Origin of the sequence: Streptomyces sp. NPDC006332, from assembly GCF_040612855.1 — a bacterium.
Lineage (GTDB): Bacteria > Actinomycetota > Actinomycetes > Streptomycetales > Streptomycetaceae > Streptomyces.
The window spans coordinates 250,348-264,390 of the sequence record NZ_JBEXRA010000004.1; the positions used below are offsets into that span (position 1 = coordinate 250,348).

15 protein-coding genes and 1 tRNA gene are annotated in these 14,043 nt (G+C 70.1%); 8 read left to right on the forward strand and 8 right to left on the reverse strand.

From position 1 onward, the window contains the following. Together ABZ027_RS06195 and ABZ027_RS06200 are read right to left on the reverse strand one after the other, a co-directional pair. Nucleotides 1-864 (reverse strand): DUF3662 and FHA domain-containing protein, encoded by an 864-nt coding sequence (locus tag ABZ027_RS06195; protein WP_356764847.1) that lies wholly within the window; start codon nt 862-864, stop codon nt 1-3. Then, nucleotides 852-1,028: a hypothetical protein gene (locus ABZ027_RS06200; protein WP_356764849.1), complete on the reverse strand. Its 177-nt coding sequence runs from the start codon at nt 1,026-1,028 to the stop codon at nt 852-854. The genes ABZ027_RS06195 and ABZ027_RS06200 overlap by 13 nt, the downstream gene beginning before the upstream one ends. 400 nt (nt 1,029-1,428) lie before the next feature. Between ABZ027_RS06200 and ABZ027_RS06205 the strand changes: the two genes are divergently transcribed. From ABZ027_RS06205 to ABZ027_RS06230, 6 genes are all read left to right on the forward strand, one after another. Then, a tRNA-Leu gene (locus ABZ027_RS06205) sits at nt 1,429-1,512 on the forward strand. Nucleotides 1,513-2,058: 546 nt separating this feature from the next. Then, complete coding sequence (locus ABZ027_RS06210) at nt 2,059-2,295, forward strand: hypothetical protein (protein ID WP_356764851.1); 237 nt, start codon at nt 2,059-2,061, stop codon at nt 2,293-2,295. Nucleotides 2,296-2,764: 469 nt separating this feature from the next. Then, nucleotides 2,765-3,091, forward strand: a complete 327-nt coding sequence (locus tag ABZ027_RS06215; protein ID WP_356764853.1) for a hypothetical protein — start codon at nt 2,765-2,767, stop codon at nt 3,089-3,091. A 454-nt stretch (nt 3,092-3,545) separates the two neighbouring features. Further along, the gene (locus tag ABZ027_RS06220) at nt 3,546-4,961 is read left to right on the forward strand and encodes a DUF2252 domain-containing protein (RefSeq protein ID WP_356764923.1); all 1,416 of its coding nucleotides are present in this window, start codon (nt 3,546-3,548) and stop codon (nt 4,959-4,961) included. A 76-nt stretch (nt 4,962-5,037) separates the two neighbouring features. Next, a complete protein-coding gene (locus ABZ027_RS06225) occupies nt 5,038-5,880 on the forward strand; it encodes a J domain-containing protein (protein ID WP_356764855.1) in 843 nt (280 codons plus the stop codon). Nucleotides 5,881-6,185: 305 nt separating this feature from the next. Beyond that, nucleotides 6,186-6,515 (forward strand): rhodanese-like domain-containing protein, encoded by a 330-nt coding sequence (locus ABZ027_RS06230; protein ID WP_356764925.1) that lies wholly within the window; start codon nt 6,186-6,188, stop codon nt 6,513-6,515. Nucleotides 6,516-6,565: 50 nt separating this feature from the next. Here ABZ027_RS06230 and ABZ027_RS06235 read toward each other — a convergent pair whose 3' ends face one another. The 6 genes from ABZ027_RS06235 to paaA form a co-directional block, all read right to left on the reverse strand. After that, complete coding sequence (locus tag ABZ027_RS06235) at nt 6,566-7,699, reverse strand: acyl-CoA dehydrogenase family protein (RefSeq protein ID WP_356764857.1); 1,134 nt, start codon at nt 7,697-7,699, stop codon at nt 6,566-6,568. 122 nt (nt 7,700-7,821) lie between these two features. Then, entirely contained in the window at nt 7,822-8,883 is a 1,062-nt protein-coding gene (locus ABZ027_RS06240) for a 2Fe-2S iron-sulfur cluster-binding protein (protein WP_356764859.1), read from the reverse strand. After that, nucleotides 8,883-9,500 carry a 1,2-phenylacetyl-CoA epoxidase subunit PaaD gene (gene paaD, locus ABZ027_RS06245; protein ID WP_356764861.1) on the reverse strand — a complete coding sequence of 206 codons (618 nt, stop codon included), beginning with the start codon at nt 9,498-9,500 and terminating at the stop codon, nt 8,883-8,885. The genes ABZ027_RS06240 and paaD overlap by 1 nt, the downstream gene beginning before the upstream one ends. Then, complete coding sequence (paaC, locus tag ABZ027_RS06250; protein ID WP_356764863.1) at nt 9,494-10,228, reverse strand: 1,2-phenylacetyl-CoA epoxidase subunit PaaC; 735 nt, start codon at nt 10,226-10,228, stop codon at nt 9,494-9,496. Before paaC ends, paaD begins: the two co-directional genes overlap by 7 nt. After that, nucleotides 10,225-10,512 (reverse strand): 1,2-phenylacetyl-CoA epoxidase subunit PaaB, encoded by a 288-nt coding sequence (gene paaB / locus ABZ027_RS06255; protein ID WP_356764865.1) that lies wholly within the window; start codon nt 10,510-10,512, stop codon nt 10,225-10,227. Before paaB ends, paaC begins: the two co-directional genes overlap by 4 nt. After that, the gene (paaA, locus tag ABZ027_RS06260) at nt 10,509-11,543 is read right to left on the reverse strand and encodes a 1,2-phenylacetyl-CoA epoxidase subunit PaaA (RefSeq protein WP_356764867.1); all 1,035 of its coding nucleotides are present in this window, start codon (nt 11,541-11,543) and stop codon (nt 10,509-10,511) included. The genes paaB and paaA overlap by 4 nt, the downstream gene beginning before the upstream one ends. A 304-nt stretch (nt 11,544-11,847) precedes the next feature. On the opposite strand from paaA, the gene ABZ027_RS06265 reads away from it, so the two are divergent. Then, a complete protein-coding gene (locus tag ABZ027_RS06265; protein ID WP_356764869.1) occupies nt 11,848-12,642 on the forward strand; it encodes a DUF5819 family protein in 795 nt (264 codons plus the stop codon). Continuing rightward, on the forward strand, nt 12,639-13,964 hold the full coding sequence (locus ABZ027_RS06270) for an HTTM domain-containing protein (protein WP_356764871.1): 1,326 nt from the start codon (nt 12,639-12,641) through the stop codon (nt 13,962-13,964). Before ABZ027_RS06265 ends, ABZ027_RS06270 begins: the two co-directional genes overlap by 4 nt. Nucleotides 13,965-14,043 lie beyond the last annotated feature (79 nt).

Here is a 14,043-nt window from a genome sequence, read left to right on the forward strand (position 1 = left end):
TCACCCTTCGGCTTGCCGGTAAATGATGGTGCTGCTGCCCACGACGATCCGCGAGCCGTCGCGGAGCGTAGCGCGGGTGGTGTGCTGCCCGTCCACCACGATGCCGTTGGTGGAGCCGAGATCCTGGATCGTCGAGGGCGTTCCGGTCCGGATCTCGCAGTGCCGGCGGGAGACGCCGGGATCGTCGATCCGCACGTCGGCCTCGGTGCTGCGGCCCAGCACCAGCGTCGCGCGGGAGATCTGATGGCGGGTGCCGTTGATCTCGATCCAGTAGCGCATGCGGCCACCGGCCGCGGGGGCGGCCGCGGCCGCGGGCCGCTGTCCGCCTGCGGGCTGCGGGTAGCCGTAGCCGCCGGGGCGGCCGCCGGGAGGCGGCGAGGCCGGCATGGGCGGGGCGCCCGCGGGTGACGCGGCCGGCGGGTAGCCGTAGCCGCCGGGTGCGCCGGAGCTCGGGCGGCTCGGGGCGCTGCCGGGAGCCTGCTGGTCGGTGGAGGAGGCGAGCGTACGGCTGCGTACCCGGTACAGGCCGGTGTCGAGGTCGTCCGCCTTCTCGAGGTGGACCTTGATGGGGCCCATGAAGGTGTAGCGCTGCTGTTTGGCGTAGTCGCGCACCATGCCGGCCAGCTCGTCGCCGAGCTGTCCGGAGTAGGGGCTGAGCCGCTCGAAGTCCGGCGTGCTCAGCTCCACGATGAAGTCGTTGGGGACGACGGTCCGGTCGCGGTTCCAGATGGTCGCGTTGTTGTCGCACTCGCGCTGGAGCGCGCCGGCGATCTCCACGGGCTGGACCTCGGACTTGAACACCTTGGCGAAGGTGCCGTTGACCAGACCTTCGAGACGCTGCTCGAACTTCTTCAGGACTCCCATGGGGCACCTCCTCCGTGGCTGCTGCCGTTGTACATCCCGCTGAGCGGGTACTTCCCTGCTTGGTACCGCTGATACCGCGATCGGTACCGCTGGTACCGCTCGGGCTGCTGCTCGTACTGCTCGTACTGCTCGTACTGCTCGTACTGCTTACTGATCGTATCCACGCGCCGGTGAATCGGCTGGTTCCCCCTGTCGGACCGGTCGACGGGTGTCGAACGGGTGTCGACGCCTGTCGAGGTTCCCTGTGGAGCTCCTCTTCGAACTCTTCTCGGACGTAGTCCTGCGAAGGGATCGTAGAGGCGGCCGCAGACCAGTGTCCCGCACCGGGCTGTGGACCCGGACCGGCTCCTGGGGAGACGGGCGGGACCGGTACGAGGTTGATACGTGAAGCGACACTGTTGATACGTAGTCGGAGGCCCGTCCGGTTCGGTGGGTTCGCGCGACCGTGCTGGTGGGCGGCTGCCCGGCCGGAAGCGATGTGAATCCACCCCGTCCACCGTGCTAATGTTCTGCGTGTCGGAAGGCGCCAGCCCCTAGGGGGAACAGCCCGAAGACACACCCAATGCGCGGGTGGCGGAATAGGCAGACGCGCTGGATTCAGGTTCCAGTGCCCGCAAGGGCGTGGGGGTTCAACTCCCCCCTCGCGCACATCGGAGCACCGACAGAGTGCTCTAGTTGCACCGACGGAACGGGCGGCATCGTGATCACGATGCCGCCCTTCTGGTTTGTGGCGGAAAACACGTGGACCGCCGACGGCTTGAGGTCGTCGGCGGTCCGTTTTCTTTCAGGTGCGGATCTTCGGTTGCTCTCCTGCGGGCTGGTTGTCTTGCCGCCGGCGACTGGTGGCGTGTGAGGAAGGTCTCAGGGCTGGGTGAGGTGGCCCCCTGGGGGGTTCAGGTGGCCAGTGGCTTGGTCTTGCGGCGGCGGGTGGGCCGGCGGTGGGGCCGGTTGCCGTGCAGGGCGATCGAGTCGGCCCAGGCCGCTTGCGGTTGGCGGGGGCGAGCTGGAAGGCCAGCAACAGGTGGTCGGGTGGCGATGCTGCGGATGGGGCGGGTGCCGGCGTCTTCTAGGCGTTCGTACAGGCGGCTTCGGAGCGCCAGTCCGCACGGTCCTCCTGTGAGCCCGGGCAGGACGTGCCCAAGCGCTACCAGTGGGCCAGGCCGAACACTTCTCCGCAGCCACGACGGGGATGCCGTGCCCGTCACGGTCGTGGCCCGCTGCGGTCCGTGGATCGTCGGCCGTCTGCCGTACGCCCTGCCGCAGAGCCGCTGCCAGCGCGGAGGCGGCGATGTGGTCGCCATGGTGGTCCACCAGAGGCAGGTCGTAGGCCACCGAGGTCCCGATGTCGTAGCCGTTCCAGACGGCCACTCTCCCCACGCCTCGTTCGGTCGGGACGGGAAGCACGCCCCGGACGACAGGGCCATCACCTAGGGGTGCCACCGTGAACCTGAGCATGCCCCGGACGAGAGCGGCTTGCGGCCGAGCCCCTTCGCTCTCCCAACGCTGCATCGGAGCGGACTCCTGACTGCCGCCAGTGAGCGGAGTCGTCATGTCTCGTTCACCGCATCGGGGCCCTTGTTGCGAGCAACTCGCTCACAGTACGCCGTGATAGTGCCGATCTTGTGGCTGTGGTCGAACCAGCTGGTCAGTGCACTATCCCTTGATCACTCAAGTCGGTGAATGGTCCCATCGGACAGAAACATGATCGAGTCGGCGCAGTTCTCTTGGGGTGAAGAGATTCTCCCCCGGAAGGGCATCACGCATGGCTGTGCTTTGTCGATCCAGGCCGTTCATGGCCCTTGCTGCTGCATGCGCGCTCGTACTGACGAGTTCCTCGGTGGCGCAGGCCGGCGCCGTGGGATCGACTCCAGTCCGAACCTTCGAGTACAGCGTCGGAGGCATGACAATGAAGGTCCCGACCGGTTGCGTGTTCACGCACATCGTCCGTGGGGGCGGGAAGAAGATCACCTATCAGAACGCCGGTGTGGACTGCGCTTTCGTCGCCGCGCTCGGTAGCGGGTTCTGTAACTGGCGGATCGACTTCACCTACGCGAACACCAACAACAAGACGTACAGGACCTCCCGGGGACGAACTCACCCCGAGTGCAAGATCGATCCGATGCGGAACAACTCTCCCCAGACGTTGCCTCGTTATGGAAAGGCGTGTGCGCATCTCCACGTCAACGGGGTGCGCCGAGTGAGCCAGTGCCATCACATCACGAGGTGAGCCGTTCATGATTGATCAACAGCAGGGGCGAGACCAGAGATGGGGGGCGCGACAGCGGGCGGTTGGGGTCGCCGCGTTCGTCGGGGGGCTTGTCGTGACACTCGCCTTCTTCGCTTTCTTCCCCCGGCTTCCGCACGTCATCGACTCGGGGGCGATCGTCATCGCCGTCCTGGTAGGAGCGCTTACCCGACGGGGTTGTCAGTCCTGGATGGGAAGGAGGAGCAGAGGGAGCGGGTGAGCGCGGGCATAGTGACGCGGGTGCCATCTCCACATCGGCTGAGTTGTCCACAGGGTGTGACGGTTTTCGGCCACCGGCTGTACGGTCGGCACGAGTTGATGTTCGTGCGGCTGCGGCTGCGGCCGTGGCCGCGCCGTGGGTGCGAGTGTGTGTACGGGTTCCGGTGCGGGGGAGGCGGTCGGCATGACCGAGGTCGGTGCGGAGACGGCGGCGGGCATGGTGCCGGTGGAAGCGGACGCGGGGCGGGCACGTCGGCTCCCTCGGGTGCGTGGCTTCGCGGGGTGGCCCGCTGAGGGGACACCCAAGGAGGAGGGGAAGGCGCTGCGGCGCCGAGTCCCGCGCGCTGTGCACGCGACCCTCGACCTGGACGGCGCCCGTCCCGACGCGGTGAGCGCGGTCGAGGAGTCCGGCCGCGGTCGGATCCCCGAGCTCACGCCGATACGGGTGGGCAGGATGGCGGCCACGCCCTTCGCCTTCCTGCGGGGAGCGGCGGGCCTCATGGCCCATGATCTGGCGCGCACCCCCATGACCGGGATCCGAGCCCAGATCTGCGGCGACGCCCACGCGGCGAATTTCGGCCTGTACGGCGACGCACGCGGCGGCCTGGTCATCGATCTGAACGACTTCGACGAGACGGTCCACGGACCCTGGGAGTGGGATCTCAAGCGGCTCGCCGCCTCGCTGGTACTGGCCGGCCGCGAGGCGGGCGCCGACGAGGACACCTGCCGCCGGGCCGCGCACGGGGCGGCGGGCTCCTACCGTCGCACCATGCGGCTGCTCGCCAAGCTCCCGGTCCTGGACGCGTGGAACGCCATCGCGGACGAGGCACTCGTCTCCCACGCCGACGCCCACGACCTGCTCGGCACGCTGGAGCGGGTGTCCGAGAAGGCGCGGGCCAACACCAGCGGACGTTTCGCCGCGAAGTCGACTGAGCTGACCGAGGACGGCGGGCGCCGTTTCGTGGACGCCCCGCCGGTGCTGCGGCGCGTGCCGGACGAGGAAGCCGCGGCGGTGACCGCTTCCTTGGAGGAGTACGTCAGCACGCTCTCCGAGGACCGCCTCCCGCTGCTGGCCCGGCACGCGGTGCACGATGTCGCCTTCCGCGTCGTCGGCACGGGCAGCGTCGGAACCCGGTCGTACGTCGTGCTGCTGCTGGACCACCGAGGGGAGCCGCTGGTCCTCCAGGTCAAGGAGGCCCGTCCGTCGGCGCTGGTGCCGCACCTGGTGACGGCGGGCTTCGAGGTGCCCGCGGTCGACCACGAGGGACGCCGGGTGGTCCTCGGGCAGAAGCGTATGCAGGTCGTCAGCGACATCCTGTTGGGCTGGACGACGGTCGATGGCCGGCCCTTCCAGGTACGGCAGTTCCGTAACCGCAAGGGCAGTGTGGATCCCGCGGCCCTGGCGGCCGACCAGATCGACGACTACGGCCGCATGACCGGCGCGCTTCTTGCCCGCGCCCACGCGCACAGCGCCGACCCCCGCCTGATCGCCGGTTACTGCGGCAAGAACGAGGAACTGGACGAGGCGTTCGCCGCGTTCGCGGTCTCCTACGCCGACCGCACCGAGGCGGACCACGCGGATCTGGTGGCGGCGGTGCGGTCCGGGCGGATCGCGGCGGAGGAGGGGGTGTGAGAGCTGAGGAGAGCGTGACGGCGGGTGAGTGTGGTGCGTTCCGAGGTGTCCTCCGGTCGTGGCCTAGGCTGGTCGGGTGACGACCCCGGAAGCTGATCAAGATGGTGTCGCCGGCGAGGGCCGGCAGGCGTCCGAAGGCGGTGCGCCCCGGCCCGAGGAACGGCTGGAGCGGGCTGTGCGGGCCGCCGAGCAGGCGCTGATCGAGTACGAGATCGCGGTCGAGACCTTCCGGATCGAGGTCGAGAACTTCTCCCGGCTGCACCACCAGAAGCTCGGTCCGATGTACACCCGGCTCGACGAGCTGGACGCCCAGATCGCTGAGGCCCGGGCCTCCCGTACCGGAGACCCCGAGGATCGGCGCAAGGCCGAAGAGGCGCGGGCCAGGGTCATGCCGATGCCCGGTGTCGAGGAACTCTTCGGCGGTTGGATGGACGGCCAGGGGCTGTTCCCGGAGGCTTCGGCGATGCTCACCGACCAGCCGGTGCGGCCTCCGCAGCGGGTCCGCCCCAGCGACGAGGCCCGCAAGCTCTACCGCGACCTGGCCCGCAAGGCGCACCCGGATCTCGCGCAGGACGAGAGCGAGCGGACGCGCCGTGAGGAGTTCATCACCCGGGTCAACGGCGCCTACGCCATCGGGGACGAGGCGCTGCTGCGGGAGCTGGCGGAGGAGTGGGCCGCCGGGCCGAAGCCACCCGAGCAGGGGCCCACGCCCGCCGACGAGTTGTACGCCCGCCTCGAATGGCTCGCTCAGCGCAAGGAACTGCTGGCCGTGGTCGCGCGGGACCTGGAGGAGAGCGCGATCGGCTCGATGCTCCGGATGGCGCCGGACGACCCGGACCGTCTCCTGGACGAGATCGCCGAGAAGCTCCTGGCCGACGTGGCGACGCGCGAGGCGGAGCTGGCGGAGCTCCTGGCCTAGGGCCTGTCGTTTGGATCACGCCGCAGACGCGGGGCGTGGCACGCCCTCCCCCACTCTCGGCTTCGCTCGAGCGGGAGGGACCCCCACCCGCGTTGTCGTCGGTTGCCGATGCTCCGCATCGACGCCCTCATCCGCCTTGCAGCTGAACGCACCACGCCCCGCTCACCGACGCTGACAAGGCACCCTCAATTCCCTGCGACCTGATCCAAACGACAGGCCCCAGCCAGGTCGCGGGTGCGATCCGGTCGGCTCTTTCGGCGGCTTCTTTGTCGGGTAGCGTCGGGGGCATGCATTTCGGAGCTGGTGTGCCCACGGTCGAGGTCACGGACCTCAAGGACGGCGACTTCCTGCTGGACGTCCGCGAGGACGACGAGTGGCAGGCCGGCCATGCCGACGGGGCGCTGCACATCCCCATCAGTGAGTTCGTGGCCCGGTACGGCGAGTTCACCGAGGCGGCACCGCAGGACGGGCGGGTGCATGTGATCTGCCGCTCCGGCGGGCGTTCTACGCAGGTCGCGATGTACCTCGTCCAGCAGGGCGTGGACGCGGTGAACGTCGACGGCGGTATGCAGGTGTGGGCGGCCGTGGGCCGGCCCGTGGTGACGAACGAGGGCCGGCCGGGCTTCGTCCTGTGAGAGATCCGGAGCGTTCGGGGCGCTGAACGCAGGCGTCGCGAGGTGTTCGGTCAGCCCAGTGGGTGGGCTGCCAGCAGGTCGCCCAGGGATTCCTCGTGTGCCGACGCCGGGCCCAGTGACAGTTCGAGGTGCTTGGCCCAGGCGTGGTAGCGGTGCAGGGGATAGTCGACGTCGGCACCGAACCCTCCGTGCAGGTGCTGCGCCGTCTGCACGACCCGCCGGACACCGTCGGCCGCCCACACCTTGGCGACCGCCACATCACCGGAGACGGGCAGCGCCCCCTGGGTCCCCGAGCCGTGCCGCCATGCCGCTTGCCACAGCGTGGCCTCCATGGCCCGTAGGTCGATGTAGCGGTCCGCGGCCTGGACGGCGACGGCCTGGAAGGTGGCGACCGGGAACCCGAACTGCTCCCGTTTGCTGGTGTAGTCGCTGGTCATGCGCAGGACACGCTCGCCCAGACCGAGTGCCAGTGCGCACGTCCCGGTGGCCAGCAGATCGCGCAGCCACTCCCAGGCGCCGTCGACGTCGATGACCTCCCGGGCCGCGATCCGCGCCGATTCCAGGCGCAGTTCGGCCAGCCGCTCGCCGGTGGTGGAGATCTGCTCGGCGAGAACGACGCCCGGGTGGCGGCGGGGGACCAGCGCGAGGACGGTACGGTCGGCGGCCGTGTGTGCCGGTACGACGACGAGGTCCGCGCCGTACGCCCAGGGCACCGCCGTCTGCACCCCGTCGAGGATCCACTCCGGCCCCTCCTGACGGGCGGTCACGGCGCGCTCGGCCGGGTCGTGGCCGGTGCGGCCGCTCGCGGCGACGGTCAGCACGACCTCTCCCCGGCCCGCCCGCGCCAGCAGTGCGGACCTCAACTCCTCGCCGCCGTGGGCCTGTACGGCTGCCGTGGCCGCGCTGTGCTCCAGCAGTGGCACCCGCGCCAGCACCTGGGCGGCCTCGCGCAGCACCAGACCGAGCGCGATGGCGTCCAGGCCTGCACCGCCGTACTCCGGGGCCGTCGTCAGGCTCAGTAGATCCGCCTCGGCGAGCCTGCTCCACAGTGCGCGGTCGAAGTCGTCGCCGACGGCGCCCGCGGTGAGGGACGGACTGGGCACCGTGTCCGGCGCGACCCCGGCGAACACCCCCCGTGCCGCCTCGGCCGCCGCCTGTTGCTCCTCGGTGAAGGTGAAGTCCACGGTCCCTGCCCCTCCCGCACGCACCCCGGCCCACCGGCCGGGCCCGACGACCCAGATGTCTGACGAGGCGTCAAGATAGAACAGGTTCTAGAAGAAGGGAACGGTCGGCCGCCTTCGGTTTTTTACCGGTCGAAGTCCAGCTCCACCTTCTCCGTCACCGGATGCGACTGGCATGCCAGCACATACCCCTCCTGTGTCTCCTCCGGCTCCAGCGCGAAGTTGCGATCCATCCGCACCTCGCCGGCGACCAAAAACGCCCGGCACGTCCCGCACACCCCGCCCTTGCAGGCGTAGGGCGCGTCGGGCCGGTTGCGCAGAACCGTCTCCAGCAGTGACTCGCCGTCCTGGACGGGCCAGGTGCCGCCCCGGCCGTCGAGCCGGGCGGTCACCGTGCTGTGCGCGGGTGCGGGGACGGCGGCTGTGGGAGCGACCGGGTCCACGTGGAAGATCTCCTCGTGGATACGGGTCCGGGCGACCCCGAGCTCCCGCAGTGCCCGTTCGGCCCCCTGCACCAGCCCGAACGGCCCGCACAGGAACCAGCCCGCGACCTGCTCCACCGGCAGCAGTGCCGGGAGCAGTCCGGTCAGCCGCTCGCGGTCGAGCCGGCCGGACGGCAGCCCCGCCTGCTGTTCCTCCCGGGAGAGCACCGTCACCAGTTGGAGCCGCTCGGGGTAGCGGTCCTTCAGGTCGGCGACCTCCTCCAGGAACATGGTGGAGGCGGATGTCCGGTCGCCGCGTATCAGACAGAACCGGGCCTCGGGCTCGCGTGCCAGCAGTGTCGCCACGATCGACAGGACCGGGGTGATGCCGCTGCCGCCGACGATCGCCGCGTACAGGCCGGGCGCGGGGTCGAGCGTGAAGCGTCCCGCCGGGGTCATCACCTCCAGTTCGTCGCCGATGTCGATCTCCTTGAGCGCGAAGGTGGAGAACGCGCCGCCCTCGACCAGCCGCACACCGACCCGCAGGGTGCGTGGACCCTCGGCGTCCGTCGCGGGGGCCGGGGAGCAGATCGAGTACGTACGCCGGATCTCGACGCCGTCGGCCATCCGCCGCAGGGCGAGATGCTGGCCCGGTGCGTGCCGGTACTTCTCGCGCAGCTCCGGCGGCACGGAGAGGGTGAGGGCCACGGAGTCGTCGGTCAGCCGGTCGACCGCCGCCACCGGGAGCGTGTGGAAGCGGGCCATCACAACTCCTTGAAGTGGTCGAACGGTTCACGGCAGGCAAGGCAGCGCCGCAGCGCCTTGCACGCCGTCGAGGAGAAACGGCTGAGCAGTTCGGTGTCGGCGCAACCGCAGTGCGGGCACTGGATCGGGGCAGCCTTCCCGGTCGCTTCGGTCGCTTCGGTCGCTTCGGTCGCTTCGGTCGCTTCGGTCGCGTGGGCCGTGGTGGGTTGGCGGGTCCCCGCGGTTTCGCCGACGTGGGTGCGGGTCGGCCCGAGCGCGAGCGTGACCGGTCCGGACTCCCGCCGTACCCGAGGTGGGGCGATGCCGAACTCCCGCAGCTTGCGGCGCCCTTCGTCGGTGATGTCGTCCGTCGACCAGGCCGGCGCGAGCACCGTGCGCACGGTGACCTCGCGCATGCCGTGCTGGTGCAGCGCGCGCTCTATGTCGAGGGACATCGCCTCGACGGCCGGGCACCCCGTGTACGTCGGGGTCAGCTCCACCTCGACCGCGTCGGTGCCGCGCAGGTGCACCGCGCGCAGCACACCCAGCTCCTTGAGGGTGAGCACGGGCAGTTCGGGGTCGAGCACCGAACCGGCCACGTCCAGGAGTTCCGCCTCCAGGGCGGTGAGCGTCACCATGACGCCCCCGGGTGACTGCGGTGCAGGTGCTGCATCTCGGCGAGCATCCGCCCGAAGGGCTCGGTGTGCAGCCCCTGCCGGCCCGCGCCGGCCTGCCACGCCCCGGACCGCGGGCCCTCCGGGACCGTGAGGGTGGCCCGGCGCAGCACGTCCTCGACGGAGGCGAGCCAGGCCCCCTCCAGCCGCTCCCGGTCGACTTCGAGCCCCTCCACCGGCTGGAACATCTCACCGGTGAAGCGCCACAGCGCCTCGCACGCCCGCCCCATCCGTTCGTGACCCTCGTCGGTGCCGTCGCCGAGTCGCAGCGTCCACTGCTCGGCGTGATCGCGGTGGTAGGCGACCTCCTTGGCGGCCTTGGCGGCCAGTGGGGCGAACGGGCCGCCCCCGGTGGCGAGTTCGGCGTAGAGCAGGTGTTGGTAGGTGGAGAAGTACAGCTGGCGGGCGATCGTGTGGGCGAAGTCGCCGTTCGGCTGTTCCACCAGCTGGAGGTTGCGGAAGGCGCGCTCCTCGCGCAGATACGCCAGCTCGTCCTCGTCGCCGACCAGCGACAGCAGCACCCGCGCCTGGCCGAGGAGATCCAGCGCGATGTTGGCGAGGGCCACTTCCTCCTCGAGGACGGGGGCGTGACCCGCCCACTCGCCGAGGCGGTGCGAGAGCACCAGGGCGTCGTCGCCGAGGGCGAGGGCGGCCGCGGATTTGGGGGTGGTCGTCGTCTCGGCCGCGGTCACAGGTGCTTCACCCCCTCCGGGATCTCGTAGAACGTCGGGTGGCGGTAGGGCTTGTCGGCGGCCGGTTCGAAGAACGGGTCCTTCTCGTCGGGCGAGGACGCGGTGATCGCGGACGAGGGGACGACCCAGATCGAGATGCCCTCGCCGCGCCGGGTGTACAGATCGCGGGCGTTGCGCAGGGCGAGTTCCGCGTCCGGCGCGTGCAGGCTGCCGGCGTGGGTGTGCGAGAGGCCGCGGCGGGAGCGCACGAAGACCTCCCACAGAGGCCAGTCGGTGTTGGTCATCCTCGGCTCACTCCCGTCCCCCTGTTGTGCTTGGCCGCGTACGCGGCGGCCGCGTCCCGTACCCAGGCGCCCTCGTCGTGCGCGCGCCTGCGCTGCGTGATCCGTTGTTCGTTGCACGGGCCGTTGCCCTTGAGCACGTCCCAGAACTCCGTCCAGTCGATGGCGCCGAAGTCGTGGTGCCCCCGCTCCTCGTTCCATTGCAGGTCCGGGTCGGGGAGGGTGAGACCCAGGGACTCGGCCTGGGGGACACAGATGTCGACGAACCGCTGCCGCAGCTCGTCGTTCGAGTGGCGCTTGATCTTCCAGGCCATCGACTGGGCGGAGTGCGAGGACTCGTCGTCGGGCGGGCCGAACATCATCAGGGACGGCCACCACCAGCGGTCCACCGCGTCCTGCGCCATCGCGTGCTGCTCCGGCGTCCCGCGGCTGAGGGCCAGCAGCAGTTCGTACCCCTGTCGCTGGTGGAAGGACTCCTCCTTGCAGATGCGGACCATCGCGCGTGCGTACGGGCCGTACGAGCAGCGGCACAGGGGGACCTGGTTGGTGATCGCCGCGCCGTCCACGAGCCAACCGATCGCGCCGACGTCCGCCCAGGTCAGCGTGGGGTAGTTGAAGATCGAGGAGTACTTCTGGCGGCCGGTGTGCAGCTTGTCGAGCAGCTCGTCGCGGCCGGTGCCGAGGGTTTCGGCCGCGCTGTAGAGGTACAGCCCATGGCCGGCCTCGTCCTGGACCTTGGCCATCAGGATGGCCTTGCGGCGCAGCGAGGGCGCTCGGGTGATCCAGTTCGCCTCCGGCTGCATGCCGATGATCTCGGAGTGGGCGTGCTGCGCGATCTGTCGGACCAGCGTCGCGCGGTAGGCGTCGGGCATCCAGTCGCGCGGCTCCACGCGCTCGTCGGCGGCCACGGTGGCGTCGAAGGCGCGCTGGTACGCGGCGGCGTCGACGGCCTGATCCTCACGAACACCGCCCTGTCCGTCGTACGTCTGTGCTCCGGCCGTCTGGGCCGTGTGATGCGCGGCTGCTGTCGCCATGAAGTCCCCCTCGACCTGGACTCTGCCGGTGCCCGGCCGGTGCATGCTCCCGACCGATCGTTCGGTTCGTGCGATTCCATGGTGAGACGGGCGCCGTAAGGTGTCAACCGCTGTGGACAACTCACGGCGTCTCCGGCGTGGTCTGTGGACAACCGGGGTGACGTCGAGGTGGGGACGATGGGGGCTGTGCCGGGAGGGCGGCCCTGAGTACCGTTCCGTGCGAGCGTCGTGGGAGCCGCGTGCCCGGCGCGGGCGGGCCGGGAACAGAACCGGAGCACGACCGGGGATCGGGAGACGGGGCGGAATGGACGCGTACGACGAAGGCTGGAGGCCCCCGCGCGGGCCGGACGAGCCCAGCGCCCCGGACGCCGGTGCCGATGCCGGTGCCGACGCCCGGATCGGACTCGGGGCGCTCTCCCTCAAGTACCAGATCGCGGTCTCTGTGGCCCTCGCCGTCGTCGCCGTCGCCGTCTGTGTCCACATCGGCATGGTGTTCCTGCACGTCGCCCCGTCGAACACGCTGACCAAGCAGCACGGCAAGGCGATCGACGACTGGATCTACCCGGAGTTCGAGCAGAACTGGAAGCTGTTCGCGCCGAACCCGCTGCAGCAGAACATCGCCGTCCAGGTCCGCGCACAGGTCCGGTCCGCGGACGGCGGGATACGGACCACCGGCTGGTACGACCTGTCCGCACAGGACGGCCGGGCCATCGACGGCAATCTGCTGCCGAGCCACACCCAGCAGAACGAACTGCGCCGGGCCTGGGACTTCTTCGTCTCCACGCACGACACCGACAACCGTGCGATAGGACTGCGTGGCTCCCTGTCCGAGACCTATCTGCGCCGCATCGTGTCGCTGCGCCTGGACCGCGAGAACGCGGCCGGGAAGGGCGGCGCCGTCGACCTCGTCCAGATCCGCTCCCGCACCACGAACGTGCCCGCGCCCGCGTGGAGCGACGAGAAGGTCTCCGACAAGCCGACGTACCGCGTGCTGCCCTGGTGGTCGGCCGCACCGCCGGACACGGCGGACTCAGCGGATACGGCGGGCAGGGCAGGCGAGGCGGATACGGCGGGCACGGCCGCGGGGGGCGCGAAGTGAACCGGTTCGCTCTCTCCGTCTCGTCCGGCATAGCCCGCGTCACCGAGTCCGCCCTCGGTCCGTACCAGACCGCCATGATCCGCATCGGCTTCAGTGCGACCTGGCTGCTGTTCCTGCTGCGGGAGTTCCCTCACCGCCAGGAGATGTACGGTCCCGACGGCCCCTGGAGCTGGGACCTCGCCGAACAGTTGATCTCGACGAACGGTGCCTTCACGGCCCTGATGTGGTCCGACGGCCGCCTCTGGTTCGAGGTCCTCTACGCGCTTTCGGTCCTGACGAGCGTCCTGCTCCTGCTGGGCTGGCGCACCCGCACGATGTCGGTGCTCTTCATGGTCGGCGTGCTGTCGCTGCAGAACCGCAGCATCTTCATGGGGGACGGCGGCGACAACGTCCTGCACCTGATGTCCATCTACCTCGTCTTCACCCGCTGCGGCCAGGTGTGGTCGCTGGACGAGCGCCGGGCACGGCTCTCGCGGGCGGCACGGGCGCTCGGGGAGCGTGTCACGGACCGGGTGGGTCCGGTCCTGTGGAGCGGGCTCGGGCTGACGCTGGTCGCGGTGACCCTGGCCGGCCGGCTCGACGGTGACCCGACCGTGCCGGTGCTCCTGTGGGTCGTATGGGTCGCGCTGGGCCTGTGGTGGGCGGTGGGGCGGTTCGCCAGGTCCGGCGAGCCGCGGATCCTGCTCGACGTGGTCGGCAACATCGTCCACAACGGGGCGCTGCTCGTGATCATGGCCGAGGCCTGTCTGATCTACGCGACGGCCGGCTGGTACAAGATCCAGGGCACCCGCTGGCAGGACGGCACCGCCGCCTACTACCCGCTGCACCTCGACTACTTCTCGCCGTGGCCCGCCCTCGCCGACCTGCTGTCGGCCAGCGGCATCATGGTGATGCTGGTGACCTACGGGACGGTCGCCGTGCAGGTCGCGTTCCCGTTCACGCTGTTCAACCGACGGGTCAAGAACGTCCTGCTCACCGCGATGATCATCGAGCATGCCGTGATCGCGGTGATCCTGGGGCTGCCGTTCTTCTCGCTGGCGATGATCGCCGCCGACGCCGTGTTCCTGCCGACGTCGTTCCTGCACCGGCTCGGCGGATGGGCGACGCGCGTGCGTGAGCGGTTGCCGGCGGTGCCGTCTGTCACGGCGGGGTCGGCGGTCAGGGGGCGTACGAGGACGGGGGTACCGAAGGGCGTACCGGAGCAGCGCACCCCGGTGGATGAGGTGAACCTGGTGAAACCGGTGGCGTCGGAGGCATCGAATACCTCGGCGACCGGTGAGGCCATGAAGACTCCGGAGACCCCGAAGAACCCGGAAGCCTAGGAGCACTCCTAGATTCCGAGAACTTCAGGAACTCGACGGGAGCCGGAAGACCAAGCAGGCCTAGATGACCCCGAAGACC

What these genes read in the sequence shown, in the direction of transcription:
- ABZ027_RS06195 (WP_356764847.1), bottom strand. Translation starts at nt 864, where the DNA reads ATGGGAGTCCTGAAGAAGTTCGAGCAGCGTCTCGAAGGTCTGGTCAAC.
- ABZ027_RS06215 (WP_356764853.1), top strand. Translation starts at nt 2,765, where the DNA reads ATGACAATGAAGGTCCCGACCGGTTGCGTGTTCACGCACATCGTCCGT.
- ABZ027_RS06220 (WP_356764923.1), top strand. Translation starts at nt 3,546, where the DNA reads ATGGTGCCGGTGGAAGCGGACGCGGGGCGGGCACGTCGGCTCCCTCGG.
- ABZ027_RS06240 (WP_356764859.1), bottom strand. Translation starts at nt 8,883, where the DNA reads ATGGCCCGCTTCCACACGCTCCCGGTGGCGGCGGTCGACCGGCTGACC.
- paaD (WP_356764861.1), bottom strand. Translation starts at nt 9,500, where the DNA reads ATGGTGACGCTCACCGCCCTGGAGGCGGAACTCCTGGACGTGGCCGGT.
- paaB (WP_356764865.1), bottom strand. Translation starts at nt 10,512, where the DNA reads ATGACCAACACCGACTGGCCTCTGTGGGAGGTCTTCGTGCGCTCCCGC.
- paaA (WP_356764867.1), bottom strand. Translation starts at nt 11,543, where the DNA reads ATGGCGACAGCAGCCGCGCATCACACGGCCCAGACGGCCGGAGCACAG.
- ABZ027_RS06265 (WP_356764869.1), top strand. Translation starts at nt 11,848, where the DNA reads ATGGACGCGTACGACGAAGGCTGGAGGCCCCCGCGCGGGCCGGACGAG.